This is a genomic window from Lactobacillus bombicola (assembly GCF_900112665.1).
In the GTDB taxonomy this organism is placed as follows: domain Bacteria; phylum Bacillota; class Bacilli; order Lactobacillales; family Lactobacillaceae; genus Lactobacillus; species Lactobacillus bombicola.
In genome coordinates this window covers 44,395-58,643 of the sequence record NZ_FOMN01000003.1, presented here as the reverse complement: position 1 = coordinate 58,643, position 14,249 = coordinate 44,395, and the positions used below count along the sequence as shown (strand labels likewise).

16 protein-coding genes are annotated in these 14,249 nt (G+C 34.7%); 15 read left to right on the top strand and 1 reads right to left on the bottom strand.

Annotated elements, in window-relative coordinates; translation table 11 throughout:
- The first annotated feature begins 33 nt into the window (after positions 1-33).
- From efp to BM203_RS03360, 10 genes are read left to right on the top strand one after another with little or no spacing between them, the layout of a single operon-like run.
- On the top strand, positions 34-603 hold the full coding sequence (gene efp / locus BM203_RS03405; protein ID WP_090092775.1) for an elongation factor P: 570 nt from the start codon (positions 34-36) through the stop codon (positions 601-603).
- Positions 604-621: 18 nt separating this feature from the next.
- Positions 622-1,086: an Asp23/Gls24 family envelope stress response protein gene (locus tag BM203_RS03400; protein ID WP_090092773.1), complete on the top strand. Its 465-nt coding sequence runs from the start codon at positions 622-624 to the stop codon at positions 1,084-1,086.
- Complete coding sequence (gene nusB / locus BM203_RS03395; RefSeq protein WP_090092771.1) at positions 1,064-1,462, top strand: transcription antitermination factor NusB; 399 nt, start codon at positions 1,064-1,066, stop codon at positions 1,460-1,462. The genes BM203_RS03400 and nusB overlap by 23 nt, the downstream gene beginning before the upstream one ends.
- Before the next feature lie 50 nt (positions 1,463-1,512).
- Entirely contained in the window at positions 1,513-2,361 is an 849-nt protein-coding gene (locus tag BM203_RS03390; protein ID WP_090092770.1) for a tetrahydrofolate dehydrogenase/cyclohydrolase catalytic domain-containing protein, read from the top strand.
- Positions 2,351-3,718, top strand: coding sequence for an exodeoxyribonuclease VII large subunit (xseA, locus tag BM203_RS03385; RefSeq protein WP_090092768.1), 1,368 nt, complete (start codon positions 2,351-2,353; stop codon positions 3,716-3,718). Before BM203_RS03390 ends, xseA begins: the two co-directional genes overlap by 11 nt.
- Entirely contained in the window at positions 3,699-3,941 is a 243-nt protein-coding gene (locus BM203_RS03380; protein ID WP_090092766.1) for an exodeoxyribonuclease VII small subunit, read from the top strand. The genes xseA and BM203_RS03380 overlap by 20 nt, the downstream gene beginning before the upstream one ends.
- Before the next feature lie 3 nt (positions 3,942-3,944).
- Positions 3,945-4,811, top strand: a complete 867-nt coding sequence (locus BM203_RS03375; protein WP_090092765.1) for a polyprenyl synthetase family protein — start codon at positions 3,945-3,947, stop codon at positions 4,809-4,811.
- A complete protein-coding gene (locus BM203_RS03370) occupies positions 4,812-5,624 on the top strand; it encodes a TlyA family RNA methyltransferase (RefSeq protein ID WP_090092763.1) in 813 nt (270 codons plus the stop codon).
- 10 nt (positions 5,625-5,634) lie between these two features.
- Positions 5,635-7,317, top strand: a complete 1,683-nt coding sequence (gene recN / locus BM203_RS03365) for a DNA repair protein RecN (protein WP_090092762.1) — start codon at positions 5,635-5,637, stop codon at positions 7,315-7,317.
- A 2-nt stretch (positions 7,318-7,319) separates the two neighbouring features.
- Positions 7,320-8,195 (top strand): GNAT family N-acetyltransferase, encoded by an 876-nt coding sequence (locus BM203_RS03360; RefSeq protein ID WP_090092760.1) that lies wholly within the window; start codon positions 7,320-7,322, stop codon positions 8,193-8,195.
- 41 nt (positions 8,196-8,236) lie between these two features.
- Here BM203_RS03360 and BM203_RS03355 read toward each other — a convergent pair whose 3' ends face one another.
- Positions 8,237-8,512, bottom strand: coding sequence for a hypothetical protein (locus BM203_RS03355; RefSeq protein WP_090092759.1), 276 nt, complete (start codon positions 8,510-8,512; stop codon positions 8,237-8,239).
- 169 nt (positions 8,513-8,681) lie between these two features.
- Between BM203_RS03355 and gmk the strand changes: the two genes are divergently transcribed.
- The 5 genes from gmk (at position 8,682) to rsmB (ending at position 14,248) form a co-directional block, all read left to right on the top strand.
- Entirely contained in the window at positions 8,682-9,296 is a 615-nt protein-coding gene (gmk, locus tag BM203_RS03350; RefSeq protein WP_090092757.1) for a guanylate kinase, read from the top strand.
- A gap of 1 nt (position 9,297) precedes the next feature.
- On the top strand, positions 9,298-9,507 hold the full coding sequence (rpoZ, locus tag BM203_RS03345; RefSeq protein WP_090092756.1) for a DNA-directed RNA polymerase subunit omega: 210 nt from the start codon (positions 9,298-9,300) through the stop codon (positions 9,505-9,507).
- Positions 9,508-9,581: 74 nt separating this feature from the next.
- Positions 9,582-11,978 (top strand): primosomal protein N', encoded by a 2,397-nt coding sequence (gene priA, locus BM203_RS03340; protein WP_090092956.1) that lies wholly within the window; start codon positions 9,582-9,584, stop codon positions 11,976-11,978.
- 13 nt (positions 11,979-11,991) lie between these two features.
- A complete protein-coding gene (gene fmt, locus BM203_RS03335; RefSeq protein WP_090092755.1) occupies positions 11,992-12,936 on the top strand; it encodes a methionyl-tRNA formyltransferase in 945 nt (314 codons plus the stop codon).
- On the top strand, positions 12,887-14,248 hold the full coding sequence (rsmB, locus tag BM203_RS03330; RefSeq protein ID WP_090092754.1) for a 16S rRNA (cytosine(967)-C(5))-methyltransferase RsmB: 1,362 nt from the start codon (positions 12,887-12,889) through the stop codon (positions 14,246-14,248). The genes fmt and rsmB overlap by 50 nt, the downstream gene beginning before the upstream one ends.
- The last annotated feature ends 1 nt before the right edge of the window (position 14,249 follow it).

Below are 14,249 nucleotides of genomic sequence, written 5' to 3'. Positions count from 1 at the left end.
GTAAGATATTATTATGGAGATGAGGTAGTTAATATGACAATGATTTCAGTTAATGAGTTTAAAAATGGTTTAACCATTAAGTATAACAATGATTTATGGCGCATTGTTGAGTTTCAACATGTTAAGCCCGGTAAGGGTAGTGCATTTGTTAGATCAAAGTTAAAGAGTCTGAATACTGGTGCAGTACAAGAATATACATTTCGTTCTACTGCTAAGGTCGACACAGCAGAAATTCAAACGAAAGCAATGCAATATTTATACAATGATGGATCAAACTATGTTTTCATGGATACGACAACCTATGATCAATTAGCTATTCCTAATTCACAAGTTGAAGAAGAAGCTAAGTATCTGAAGGAAAATATGGACGTTAGCGTAATTATGCATGAAGGTAAAACTCTAGGAATCCAATTGCCAAACACAGTTGAATTGATAGTTGCTAAGACTGAGCCAAATATTAAAGGTGATACTTCCTCTGGTGGTGGTAAACCTGCAACTATGGAAACTGGGCTAGTAGTTAACGTACCTTTCTTTATTAATGAAGGCGATGCATTAATAATTAATACTGTAGATGGTACTTACGTATCTCGTGCAAATAAGTAGTTTTTTGAGGTAAATAAAATGGCAGATAGTTCAAAGATTGTCTTAGATGATAAAAATAACGGTGAAGAAATCGAAATAGATTCTAGTGTTCTTGAAGTTATCATGGGCATTGCTGCCGAAAAAGTTGACGGAGTTGCCGCAATGCACGGTAATGTTAAATCTGGAATCAATCGCGTTTTGGGACGAGAAAATCGAGGCAAAGGAATTGCAATCAAGCTTGACGATAATCACAATTTGATTGCCGATGTTTATGTAAGTTTTGAAGCTGGCAGTTATGTGCCTAAAGTTGCAATGGATTTGCAAAAGTCTTTAAGACAGCAAGTCCTACAAATGACTGACTTGGTTCTGAAAGAAATTAATGTTCACGTGACGGGCTTAGTATTTCCGGATGACCCAGAAGAGCAGCAGGATAATAGGGGAACCTCTCAGCTATTTTCTGACATTGATGAAAAGAGTAAAAATGAATCAACACCAGAGTCGTAGAGTAGCAATGCAAGCAGTGTATTTGGCAAACCAAGAACCAACGTATACTGCTTCTGAAGTTGAAGCTAAAACGGTTGCTACACTTAATCTAAAGGAACTTTCTGCTTATTCAAAAAATATTATTGAAGGCGTGATTGAAAAGCGGGAGGAAATTAAAGCTAATCTTGCCAGTTGTTTAAAAGAAAACTGGCGAATCGATCGAATTAGTCAGATTTTACTTGCTATTTTAGAAGTTGCTTTATATGAGATTAAGTACAGTATGGACATAGAGCCTAGGGCAGCAATTAATGAGGCTTTAAACTTATGTGATGAATTTGCCGATCCCAAAAATAAGCCTTTTGTTAATGGTATTTTGGCGAATTTTATTAAAAAATAACTAGTAGTCGGCTGAATAGCCGGCTATTTTTAGTAGAAAAGGAATTATGGATGGCACAACTTTTAGATGGGCAAAAGCTAGCAAATATTCGGGCAACTAAACTTAAAAAGCAAGTAGATGAATTAAAAAAGCAAGGTGTTCAACCTTTTTTTAGCGTAATTAATATTGGTGATGATATTAGTAGTAAAATTTATCTTAAAAGTAAAAAAAAGCTAGCTACTAAAATTGGAATTAAGCAAAAAATTTTTCAATTAGATTCTGCTACTAGTCAAGCCGAGCTATTGAGCTTGATTGCTAGATTAAACTCTGAAAGTCAGGTTAATGGAATTATGATTCAGTTGCCAGTTCCAAGCCAGATTAACTTAAATGAAGCTCTCTCTTTAATTGATCCGGAAAAGGATGTCGATTGTTTAACACCAAGTAATGTAGGCCGTTTATGGCAAGGTAATCATTTTGTTGAACCAGCAACTGCTCATGGTATTTTGGCTTTATTAAAGCACTATCAGATTGACTCTAGTGGTAAGCATGTAGTAATCATTGGGCGTAGTAGCATTGTTGGCAAACCACTAGCAGCATTGATGCTAGAGCAAGATGCGACAGTTTCTGTTTTGCATACGAAAACCAATAATCTTGCTAAATACACTAAAGAAGCTGATATATTGGTGTCTGCAGCTGGGCAACTGGGACTAATAACGGAAAAAATGGTTAAGGACAATGCAATAGTGATTGATGTAGGGATTAATCGTATTGGCAATCAGATAGCTGGTGACGTTGATTTCCAAAATGTGGCTCCCAAAGTTAGTTATATTACCCCTGTACCTGGTGGGATTGGCCCACTTACAGTTGAATCACTAATGGAACAAGTAGTGAAATTAGCAAGGAGAAAAAATGGCAGATGATAAGTATCTTTCCGTAACTGATTTAAATTATTATATTACGCAAAAATTTAAAAATGATCCGTATTTACATAAGGTTTTTTTACAAGGGGAACTATCTAATTTTCGGTATCGACGTAATTCACACCAATACTTTTCATTAAAAGATGAGAAGTCTAAACTAAATGTTGTCATGTTTCGAACCTATTTTGACAAAGTTAATTTCAAGCCCGAAGAGGGGATGAAAGTTTATATTACTGGCTACGTTAGCGTTTATGGGCCACAGGGAACTTATCAATTTTATGCCGAAACAATGGAGCCAGCAGGTTTAGGTGCCTTATATGAGCAATTACAACAGCTTCAACATAAATTAGCGCAAGAGGGATTATTTAACCAAGAACATAAGCAACCTTTACCACATTTTCCTGATCGAATAGCGGTTGTTACTAGTGCATCTGGAGCTGTAATTCATGATATATTGGTTACGGTCAATCGCCGCTTTCCGCATGCACAAGTTGACTTATTTCCAGCCCAAGTTCAAGGAGATCAAGCGGCTGACTCATTAGTTAATGCAATGAAACAAATAATGGCTATTAAAGATAAATATGATGTAATGATTATTGGTCGTGGTGGGGGCTCACTTGAAGATTTATGGCCGTTTAATGAAGAACGAGTTGTCCGACAAATATATGAGATGCCAGTGCCCGTAATTTCTTCTGTAGGTCATGAAACTGATACTACATTATGTGATTTAGTAGCTGATGTTCGGGCGGCAACACCAACAGCGGCGGCAGAATATGCCACTCCTAATTTGACCAATGAATTAGCTAATATTCATCAACTCCAAAGTAGTATGCTTGCCAGTATGCAAAATATTATTCATGCCCGCCGAGAAGCTTTAAAGCGGATTGATAATTCGATTATTATGCGTGAACCCACACGACTTTATGATGAACAAGCGCAGACTTTGGATTTCTTAAAAGAGCAACTTAGGCGAAACACGGTGCGACTCTTAGAGCTTGCGCAACAAAAGTATCAATTAACAAGGCAGCAATTACTAGCTAAGAACCCTAAAGATAGAGTAAAACAATACGAAGAAAGGGCTAGTTTTTATCGACAAAAATTGGATGCTAATGTAAAAAATATTTTACAGGAAAAAAGACATGGTTTAGCTAAAATTGGGCAACAATTAGATGATTATAGCCCACTTAAAACTCTTGATCGCGGTTATGTTTATGTAGTTAATGAGCAAAAGCAGACAATCAGTTCAGTTACGCAGCTTAAGCCAAATAATACAGTCAACCTTAATTTCAAAGACGGTAAAGCAGTAGCAGTTATAAAATCTACAAGGAGAATTAAGAATGGTAACGAAGAAAAATAATTTTGAAGAAGAATTAGCTAAATTACAGCAAATTGTAGCTAATTTGGAAAATGGTAATGTGGCCTTAGAAGATGCTTTAGATGAGTTTCAAACCGGTGTTAAGTTAAGTCGAGATTTAAATCAAAAACTGACTGCTGCTGAGCAAACTGTCGCTAAGCTAATTGAAGGCGACGGTTCAGAACATGAAATTGATCCTAATAGTAGTGCTGCACCGGAAGAATAAAAAATGACTTTTAATGATTTTAAAATAAAATGGACACCAATAATTGATAATTATTTAGCTAGTCACTTAAAATTAGAAATAAACAATGCAAAATTAAGCGAGATTATGGCTTACTCAGTGATGGCAGGGGGTAAAAGATTACGGCCTCTATTGTTTTTAGCAACTTATTCGGCATTGAATAAAGAAATTTCTGAAAAAGAAGTTAGAATTGCTTGTGGAATAGAATTAATCCATACATACTCTTTAATTCATGATGATTTGCCAGCAATGGATAACGATGACTACCGTAGAGGAAAACTAACTAGTCATAAAAGATGGGGCGAAGCTGAAGCAATTTTGGCTGGAGATGCATTACTTCCGATGGGGATTCAGTGGATTGTTGAAGGCAGTAATGAGCCAAAGTTGGTTAAAATTATTACCGCTGCAATTGGTGCAAATGGCATGGTTGGTGGCCAGTATCTAGACATTGATTCAACAAATAACAAAAGTGTGGCTAATGATGCTAATTTCATTAATAAGATGGAGTGGCAAAAGACAGGTTGCCTAATACAAGCAAGTGTTGAAATGGCCACAATTCATGGTAAGGCAAGTAGTCAAAGTGGTAAACAACTTGTTGCTTTTGCCAAAGATTTTGGTCGTGCATATCAAATTTATGATGATTTAGTTGATATTGTCGAGACAACCCAAGAAGCTGGAAAAGCAACTCATAAAGATCAAGTAAGTGGTAAAAATAATACTTTAACTTTACTTGGAGCTAAAAAAAGTCGTCAAGAATTGAAAGAGCTAATCAAACGGGCAAAGTCTAATTTGGCAAATTTTGATGATTCAGTTTTAGTAGGATTTCTTGATTTGTATCAAAAGGTACTATAAATGGCAAAAGAAAGAGCAGATATTTTACTAGCTAAACAAGGATTATTTAATTCACGAACGCAAGCACAACGTGCAATTATGGCCGGACTGGTTTGTGATCATAATCATCAACGAATTGATAAAAGTGGTACAAGTTTTCCCAGTGATGAGCAATTTTTTATTAAAAATTCAGGGAAAAAATATGTCTCACGTGGTGGTTTAAAGTTAGAAAAAGCTTTAAAAGTTTTCAATATTGATTTGACCGATAAAATTTGTCTAGATATTGGTGCTTCAACTGGCGGCTTTACTGATGTGGCATTACAAAATGGGGCTAAATTAGTTTATGCTCTTGATGTTGGTTATAATCAGTTAGCTTGGCAATTACGTGATGACTTGCGTGTAGAAGTTATGGAAAAACAAAATTTTCGCTATAGTAAACCAGAAGACTTTACTAAGGGTTTGCCTGACTTTGCTATGACCGATGTATCTTTTATATCTCTTGATTTAATTATGCCACCTATGTATCAAATTTTAAAAGATCAGTGTGAGGCAGTTTGCTTAATTAAGCCACAATTTGAAGCTGGTCCAGAAAACGTTGGTAAGCATGGTATAGTAAATGATCATCACGTTCATTGTGCGGTAATAAAGCATACGATTGAGCAAGCTTTAGCAATTGGCTTTAATGTGTTAGCAGTTGACTATTCACCGATTAAAGGGGGAAAGGGAAACATAGAGTTTTTAATTCATTTGCAAAAAAATGAAAGAGATGGCGGTAAATTAATTTGGCCAAATACGCCCGCAGAGATTGTTGAACGAGCAGTAAAAGGACTTTAGGAGAAAAAGCATGTTAGTTGAACTGGATATTAAAAACTTTGCCATTATTAAGGCTTTAAAGGTTCGCTTTCAAGAAAATATGACAGCTTTAATTGGTGAAACGGGTGCTGGAAAATCGATTATTATTGATGCAGTTTCACTACTAATGGGTGGTCGTAGTCAAAAAGAGATGGTGCGTAGTGGCGAAACTAAGGCGGTGATTACGGGGCTATTTGAAGTTGGTCAATCTAGGCAAATTGCGCAAATCTGTGATAAGTACGGGTTGCCAGATTCAGAAGGACAACTAATTATTAGTCGTGAATTAGCTGTTAAAGGGCGCAATGTTGTTCGGATAAATGGGCAATTGACTACAATTAACGTTTTACGTGAATTAGGCAATTATTTAGTAGATATTCATGGTCAAAATGATCAACAAATTTTAATGAATCAAGACCGCCAAATAGATTTAGTGGATGATTATGCTCCCGCAGATTTTAAAGAAAAATTAGCTCAATACCAAATTGATTTTAAAACATGGCAAAAATTGACTACACGCTTAAATCATTTACGTAATGATGCTCAAGAATTGGCGCAAAAGCAAGATATATTATCTTTTCAAAATGAGGAGTTAAGGGCCGCAAACCTAACTGATCCAAATGAAGACGAGCAATTAGAAGAAGAATATAATGAACTGAATAATTATCAGAAAATAGTTGATACTGCTAATTATTTAATACAATTATTTGATGATGACGAACATGGAATTGAAGAATTATTAGGAAATGCTCAGAATGCAGCGCAAGAATTAACTGAATACGGGGCTAAATTTAAAGATATTGCTAAAACTATTGATGATGGAGTTTTTGCTTTAAGTGATGCAAGGAGTGAGCTTTCCAATGTTCTTGATGGACTAGATTTTGATGAAGAAAGATATCAATATGTATCTAATCGGATTGACTTACTAAATTCGCTAAAGAAAAAATACGGTCCTAGTTTGACTAATGTGTTTGCTTTTTATAAAAAAGTGCAAAAAGAACTGAATCAATTTGAAACAGGTGGTTTAGATGAAAATCACCTAGAACAACAGGTAATAGAGATTGAACGTAAATTAACCAAAGAAGCTACTGAATTACATCAATTAAGAGAAAAAATTGTAAATATACTTGAAGAAAAGATTAAACACGAATTGGCAGATCTTTATATGGCAAAGGCTCGATTTGTAATAGACTTGAAAAACACTAAAGCATTCACTAGTACAGGAACTGATGCAGTTGTGTTTTTAATCTCGCCTAATCCAGGTGAAGAATTAATGCCATTAGTTAAAATTGTTTCTGGGGGTGAACAGTCACGTTTAATTTTAGCTCTAAAATCAATTTTTAGTCAGGTAGAGCCAGTCGGAACTATGATTTTTGATGAAGTCGATACGGGAGTTTCAGGCCGAGTATCGGCCGCAATTGGAAAAAAATTGCACTCAATTGGGAAAAATAAACAGGTCATTGTAATAACTCATTCTCCTCAAGTGGCAGCTGCCAGTGATCAAAAATACTTAGTGGCCAAAGAAGTAAAAGACGGGGCAACTTATACCCAAATTGGCCCACTTACTCAAGAGGAAACAGTAACTGCAATTGCTGAAATGATGGCTGGGAGTGATGTAACTCAGGCTGCCAAACAAAATGCAAAAGATTTGCTAAAAAGTTTTAAAGAGCGGAATTAATTATGGAAATTATTGCGAAAAAAGTTTTAGCGAATGAAGAAATTAAACAGGTTAAAACATTAATGAATGAAATTCATAGCCATGATCATACATATTCAGATCCATATTTAAGTAACGAATACAATTATTTTTCAGACATGCCTGCTTTTATTTTGGCCTATCAAAACGATTTGCTGGTGGGCTTTCTGATGATTTATGCAGATGATAAACCTGATGAAGAAATTGATTTATATATATATGTTTTGCCAAAATTTCGACAAAGAAAAATAGCTACGACTTTGATTAACCGGGCTAAAATAATTTTAAATAAATACGGCTACAGTAATTTTAATTATGCATCTGAGCAAAGATTTTTAGATGAGCATCCCCAATTTTTAGGTAAAACAAAATTAAAAGTAGTGGATGAAGAATATAATATGCGGACCCAAAATCCGCTTGCTAATGCAAATGATAGTCGATTAAAGCAAGATTTAAGGCTATGTTTGTTAACAAAGGATAAAGTTAAAGAAACTGCAGTGTTGCATAGTGCAGCCTTTGATAATGATTTAACAATGTCACTTAACTACCTTACTCAAGGATTACGAAATTTAAATCAATTTAGTTTTGTGTTGCTGTATCATAATCAAATTATAGGTTATTGCGCAGCTGATATTAGTAAGTATGCTTATTTTTTTGGCTTATTTATTGCGCACAAGTATTGCAATCGAGGCTTTGGTACATTTTTTATTAAAGAAATGATGTACCAATTGGGAAAAAAAGGCGTAAAAGAATTTGTACTTGATGTAGATATTAATAATATTCCCGCCATCAAGGCATATTTAGCGGCAGGATTTGAAATAAAAAGTGAAAATGTTTATTTAAAAAATAAAATTAACTAAAAATACGGACATCAGTCCGTATTTTTTAATTAAAAAATTATTTAGGCCAGATCAACTCTTATAAGGTAATTAATGTCAACAATGTGTAAGAGTTTTTGATTAGTTGAACGCAAAATAAATTTTTGAGCTGAAAGTTGCTGGTTTACTTGTCCGATTTCACTTTGTCCATCTTGAAAAGTCACTAATACATATTTTTGATTATGCATGGCCATCGTAAGTAAAGTTAAAATCTCACTGCTATATTGATTCGTACCATCAGGCTTGTTATTATCGTAATCAAATAGGTAATGATAAATTTTTTTTAGTGAATTTTTCATTTTTGCTCCTCTCATCATCTATGCGAACATTTGTTTGATATATTTATTATAAGAACATTTGTTTAAAAAAACAAGTTTTTAATTCATAAAATTAAAAAACATCTTAACTTGAAAATATCCTTATTTTAGTGCAAACTAGATATAATAGCTTTTTATAGGGGAGTATGGCATGACAGAAAAAGGTTTGTTACTTGTCCTTTCGGGACCTTCTGGAGTTGGAAAAGGAACCGTTAAAAGTGCAATTGTTGAAAATAAAGTTTTTCCGTTTGAATATTCAGTTTCGATGACAACTAGAAAGCCGAGACCAGGTGAAGTTGACGGGCAAGATTATTATTTTGTTAGCGAAGAGAAGTTTGGGGAAGCTATTAAGCAGGGTGAACTTTTAGAATATAATAAATATGTAAATAATTATTATGGGACACCATTTGCGCCAGTTAAAAAGATGTTAGATGAAGGTAAAGATGTTTTACTTGAAATTGATGTCAATGGAGCAAAAACTGTTAGAGAAAAAATGCCCGATGGTGTATTTATCTTTTTGACGCCGCCAGATTTACATACATTGCATTTACGCCTAGAAAATCGTGGCACTGAGTCAGAAGATGTGATTCTAGGACGAATTAATCAAGCACGTCAAGAAATATTAGTCATGCAAGATTATGATTATGCCGTTGTTAATGATACAGTTGCCAATGCTGTAGATCATATTAAGGCAATTGTTGATGCTGAGCATGTTAGTGTAAAGCGAGTTATTGACACATATCGTAAAATGGTCAGGGAGGATTAAGATGAGAGTTACATATCCATCAATCGATAAATTATTAGATCGCGTAGATTCACGCTATTCATTATCTGTGTTAGCTGCCAAGCGAGCACATGAATTAGAAGTGGGTGAACCAGAAGCACTTAAAAATTACAAAGCATTAAAACCCGTTGGTAGAGCCCTTGAAGAGATTGAAGCTGGTAAGGTTACCGTTGATTCCAAATCACAAGGTTAACTAATAGTTAGTTAAAAATTTTATGGCCTCCATCTATAAAAAGATGGAGGCCATTTTTGAAGGTGATTGTTATAATGATTGCACAAATAATCGTTGACATAGCAGCTAAACAGACAGATCGTATTTTTGAATATCATATTCCTAATGAGCTCAAAGAAGTTGCAGTAGGTTCTCGAGTATTCGTCCCTTTTGGTTCACGCAAATTGCAAGGATTTGTCGTTGGGTTAAGTCAGACAAGCAAGTTTCAAGGGAAACTTAAGGACCTTCTTTTAGTAGTAGATGAACAACCACCACTAACTACTGAATTAGTTGATTTATCTAAAACATTGGCAAATGAAAATTTTTCTTATCGAATTTCTATTTTAAAAGCAATGCTCCCTCGGGTGATGCGAGCAAATTATCGTAAAATCTTAACGCCAATTTCAGATAAAGCTAAAAGGATGCCGCTTTTTAAAAGGGGATTAATTGATTTAACTAAAGTAGATGATGCTAAGGAAGTTTCTTTTATCCATAAATTACTGCGAAATCATGATGCTAAAATTGAGTATTTAGTCGAAAATCGAGCCCAAGTTAAAATGCAGAATAACTATTCACTTTTACTAAGTAAAAATGAATATATCAAAATTTATGAAACGCTTAGGCAAAATGCCCAAAAGCAAAAGCAACTTTTAATATATATTATTGAAAATTTCACCAAATTTCCACAAAAGCAAGTAGATTTAGAACAGAATTCTGGAGTTAAAATAGCTACTTTGACTTCTGCTGTAAAAAAAGGGTGGTTAAAAAAAGAACTTACTGAGGTATATCGTGATCCGTTAATTGATGTTGCCACTTCAAAATCACAGCAAAGTATCAAACTGACTGTGGCACAAGATGAGGCGCTGGCCAAAATAAATCGTGCAATTGATAATCAAACTGCACAAACCTTTTTATTAGAAGGTGTAACTGGTAGTGGGAAAACTGAAGTATATTTAAATGCAATTAGCCAAGCGTTAACAAATGACAAAAATGCGCTGATGTTAGTTCCAGAAATTTCACTAACGCCACAGATGGTAGCCCAGGTAAAGCAACGCTTTGGACAGCAAATTGCTGTCTTACATAGTGGATTGTCAGAAGGTGAACTTTATGATGAATGGCGTAGGATTCGCCGCGGTGAGGTGCACGTGGTTGTCGGAGCACGTAGTGCCATTTTTGCACCATTAAAAAATATTGGGTTGATTGTTATTGACGAAGAACATGAGTCTTCATATAAGCAAGAAGATACTCCGCGTTACCATGCACGAGATGTTGCTATTTGGCGCAGTAAGTATAATTCTTGTCCTCTGATATTGGGTAGTGCAACTCCTTCATTAGTTAGTCGAGCACGTGCTCAAAAGGGAGTTTATCAGCTCTTAAAATTACCAGAAAGGGCTAACAAAAAGAGCTTACCTAAAGTTAAGATTATTGATTTGAAGCAAACTAGCTTTATTGGAGATCAACTAGATTTATCCGCTCAATTGCTTGAGGCAATAAAAACTAGAATCGCCAAAAAAGAACAAGTTATTTTATTGCTTAATCGTCGAGGTTATTCAAGTTTTATGCTTTGTAGAGATTGCGGTTATGTTATGAAATGTCCTAACTGTGATCTTTCTTTGACTATGCACAAGGATACTGCGAAAATGCAGTGTCATTATTGTGGCTATGCAACCGCAATTCCGCAAAAATGTCCTAATTGTCAGAGTTTAAAGATTCGTTTTTTAGGTACAGGAACGCAAAAAGTTATGCAAGAGTTAGAAACGCTTTTACCTGCTGCTCGAATGTTGCGCATGGATGTTGATACAACTAGACGTAAAGGTGCATTTAAAAAAATTCTTGATTCATTTGGTCATCATGAAGCTGATATTTTATTGGGTACCCAAATGATTGCCAAGGGATTAGATTTTCCCAATGTCACTTTAGTGGGCGTCATTAATGCTGATACAGGACTTTGGTTACCTGACTATAATGCGTCTGAACGGACGTTTGAATTGTTGACACAAGTTGCAGGTCGGGCAGGTCGGGCAGAGAAAAAGGGCGAAGTTATTATTCAAACTTTTAATCCTGATCACTATGCAATAAAATTTGCTCAGACTCAAGATTATGAACGTTTTTATGCGTATGAAATGCGTATGCGACATGCAGGAAATTATTCACCCTACTTTTATACAGTATTAATTTCTATAGCTGCTAAGAATGAACAAAATGTTGCTAGAGAAGCATTTAAAATAAAAAATTGGTTGCAACAACGTCTGCAACGCACTACTATTATTTTAGGACCTGCGCCCAGTGCAGTTTCACGTCTAAAAAATCAGTATTATTATCAAATACTGGTAAAATATAAAAAAGAGGCTAATTTAAATCAGTTGTTACATCAAATTCAAAATTCTGCACAAAAAATAAAAAAATATGGTTTGAATATATATATTGATAACGAGCCTGAACACATTATATAAAGGGGATATGCAAATGACATCTGTAATTTTTATGGGTACGCCTAATTTTGGAGTGCCAATTTTGAAAGGCCTGGTTGAAAACGGCTATGAAATTAAGGCTGTGGTAACTCAACCTGATAAAAAAGTTGGTCGTAAACAAAGCCTTAAAAAAACGCCAGTAAAAATAGTAGCCGAAGAGCTTAATTTACCTATTTTTCAACCAATTAAATTACCAAAGTCACAAGAATTAGAAGCTTTAATTAATTTACATGCTGATTTAATTGTAACTGCAGCTTATGGCCAATTTTTACCAAGTAAATTTTTGAACTCAGTAAAAATAGCAGCTGTTAATGTTCATGGCTCACTCTTACCTAAATATCGCGGAGGAGCACCAATTCAATATTCAATAATTAATGGTGATACTGAAACTGGTGTAACCATTATGGAAATGGTAAAAGAAATGGATGCCGGTGACATCTATGCGCAAGAAGCAATAAAAATAGCTGCTACAGATACTGCGGGTACAGTTTTTAATAAATTAGCAATTGTTGGGCGTGATTTATTACTTAAAACTTTACCTCAAATCATTGCTCATCCGAATATAAAAGCGCCACAAGACTCTGCTGGAGTTATTTTTTCACCTAATATTAGTAAGGAACAAGAGCAAATTAAGCTCAATATGACTGCACAAGAAGCAAATAATTTAATTCGTGGTCTTAATCCTAATCCTGGAGCGTACTTAAAGGTTAATGGCAAGCGTTTTAAAGTTTGGCAAGCACGAGTAAGCTCAGAAAAATCAGTTTTACCAGCAGGAAGTTTAGCTAATAACAAAGGTCGTTTTGCTATTACTATGGCGAGTGGAAGTGTGTTAGATTTAACAGAGGTACAGCCTGCAGGCAAGAAAAGAATGCCCATCAAGAACTTTTTAAATGGTCAAGGTGATAAATTTAAAGTGGGAGAAAAGATTATTGACGAATAGAAGTGCTCGTGCAGTTGCCTTAGATACATTGATTCGTGTTTTAGAGAAGGATTCATATTCAAATATTAGTTTGAATAATGAGTTGCAAAAAGCACATTTATCTGCGAATGATTCAAATTTTGCTACGCGTATAGTTTATGGTACTATTCAATATAAAATTTATTTAGAATACCAATTACACGATTTAATAAAAACTAAGTTAAAAGAAATTTATTTAAGACCGCTATTATTGATGTCTGCTTATCAGATTATCTTTATGGATAAGGTACCAAATCGGGCGGTTTTAAATGAAGCAAATAAATTAGCTAAGCAATTTGGCAAAGTTAATTCTAACGGTTTTAGAATAGTTAATGGTGTTTTACGTGCTTTAATTCGTCGTCAGCCAATTTTACCTACTCTAGATAATTTGCCATTTTATTTAAGTGTAAGAGAGAGCGTACCTGAATGGTTAGTTGAGTATTTGTTAAAACATTGGGGAGCAGAACGTACAGCGAGTATTCTTTCTAGCATTAATGAACCTGCTAAAAATATAGTCCGTGTTTCGCAAGCTACTAATTTGGCTAATGTGATTTCAGAGATGAATCAATTGGGTTTTAATCCACAAGAATCGACATTAAATTTGAATGAATTAATTGTAAGTCATGGTGGAATTAGTAAAACTAGTTTATTTAAAAACGGTGAAATAACTATTCAAGATGAGGCAGCTAGTTTAGCAGTACAAGCTTTTGATTTTGTTGGTAATGAGCAAGTATTAGACGCTTGTAGTGCTCCTGGCGGAAAAACAGTTCAAATAGCAGAAAATATTCCACAGGGGAATGTTATTGCGTTAGATATCCATGAAAATAAATTGCATCTAGTTGAACAAAATTGTCAAAGGATGAAAGTCAGTAAGCGAGTAACAACTAAGGCTCTAGATGCTAGAAATGCTGATCAAGCTTTTGCAGCCGGTAAATTTGATAAAGTTTTAGTTGATGCACCATGTTCAGGATTAGGTTTAATTCGCCGCAAGCCGGAAATTCGTTATAATAAGAAGTTGACTGATTTAACTGACTTGCAAAAAATCCAATTGCAAATACTGGATCATGTGTGTTCATTGTTAAGAAGTGGTGGCGAATTAGTATATTCTACTTGTACAATTACACAAGAAGAAGATGAAGATGTGGTAAAAATTTTCCTTAAAAAACACCCGGAATTTGAATTAAAACCATTTAAAGCAGCTAAAATGCAAGCACCTAATGGGATGCTAAAAATTTTGCCAGATAGTTATGGTAGTGATGGATTTTTCATTTCTAAATTTGTAGTACGAGGTTAAC

Coding starts and splice junctions, on each gene's coding strand:
- efp (WP_090092775.1), top strand. CDS start 34: ATGACAATGATTTCAGTTAATGAGTTTAAAAATGGTTTAACCATTAAG.
- BM203_RS03400 (WP_090092773.1), top strand. CDS start 622: ATGGCAGATAGTTCAAAGATTGTCTTAGATGATAAAAATAACGGTGAA.
- nusB (WP_090092771.1), top strand. CDS start 1,064: ATGAATCAACACCAGAGTCGTAGAGTAGCAATGCAAGCAGTGTATTTG.
- BM203_RS03390 (WP_090092770.1), top strand. CDS start 1,513: ATGGCACAACTTTTAGATGGGCAAAAGCTAGCAAATATTCGGGCAACT.
- xseA (WP_090092768.1), top strand. CDS start 2,351: ATGGCAGATGATAAGTATCTTTCCGTAACTGATTTAAATTATTATATT.
- BM203_RS03380 (WP_090092766.1), top strand. CDS start 3,699: ATGGTAACGAAGAAAAATAATTTTGAAGAAGAATTAGCTAAATTACAG.
- BM203_RS03375 (WP_090092765.1), top strand. CDS start 3,945: ATGACTTTTAATGATTTTAAAATAAAATGGACACCAATAATTGATAAT.
- BM203_RS03370 (WP_090092763.1), top strand. CDS start 4,812: ATGGCAAAAGAAAGAGCAGATATTTTACTAGCTAAACAAGGATTATTT.
- recN (WP_090092762.1), top strand. CDS start 5,635: ATGTTAGTTGAACTGGATATTAAAAACTTTGCCATTATTAAGGCTTTA.
- BM203_RS03360 (WP_090092760.1), top strand. CDS start 7,320: ATGGAAATTATTGCGAAAAAAGTTTTAGCGAATGAAGAAATTAAACAG.
- BM203_RS03355 (WP_090092759.1), bottom strand. CDS start 8,512: ATGAAAAATTCACTAAAAAAAATTTATCATTACCTATTTGATTACGAT.
- gmk (WP_090092757.1), top strand. CDS start 8,682: ATGACAGAAAAAGGTTTGTTACTTGTCCTTTCGGGACCTTCTGGAGTT.
- rpoZ (WP_090092756.1), top strand. CDS start 9,298: ATGAGAGTTACATATCCATCAATCGATAAATTATTAGATCGCGTAGAT.
- priA (WP_090092956.1), top strand. CDS start 9,582: ATGATTGCACAAATAATCGTTGACATAGCAGCTAAACAGACAGATCGT.
- fmt (WP_090092755.1), top strand. CDS start 11,992: ATGACATCTGTAATTTTTATGGGTACGCCTAATTTTGGAGTGCCAATT.
- rsmB (WP_090092754.1), top strand. CDS start 12,887: ATGGTCAAGGTGATAAATTTAAAGTGGGAGAAAAGATTATTGACGAAT.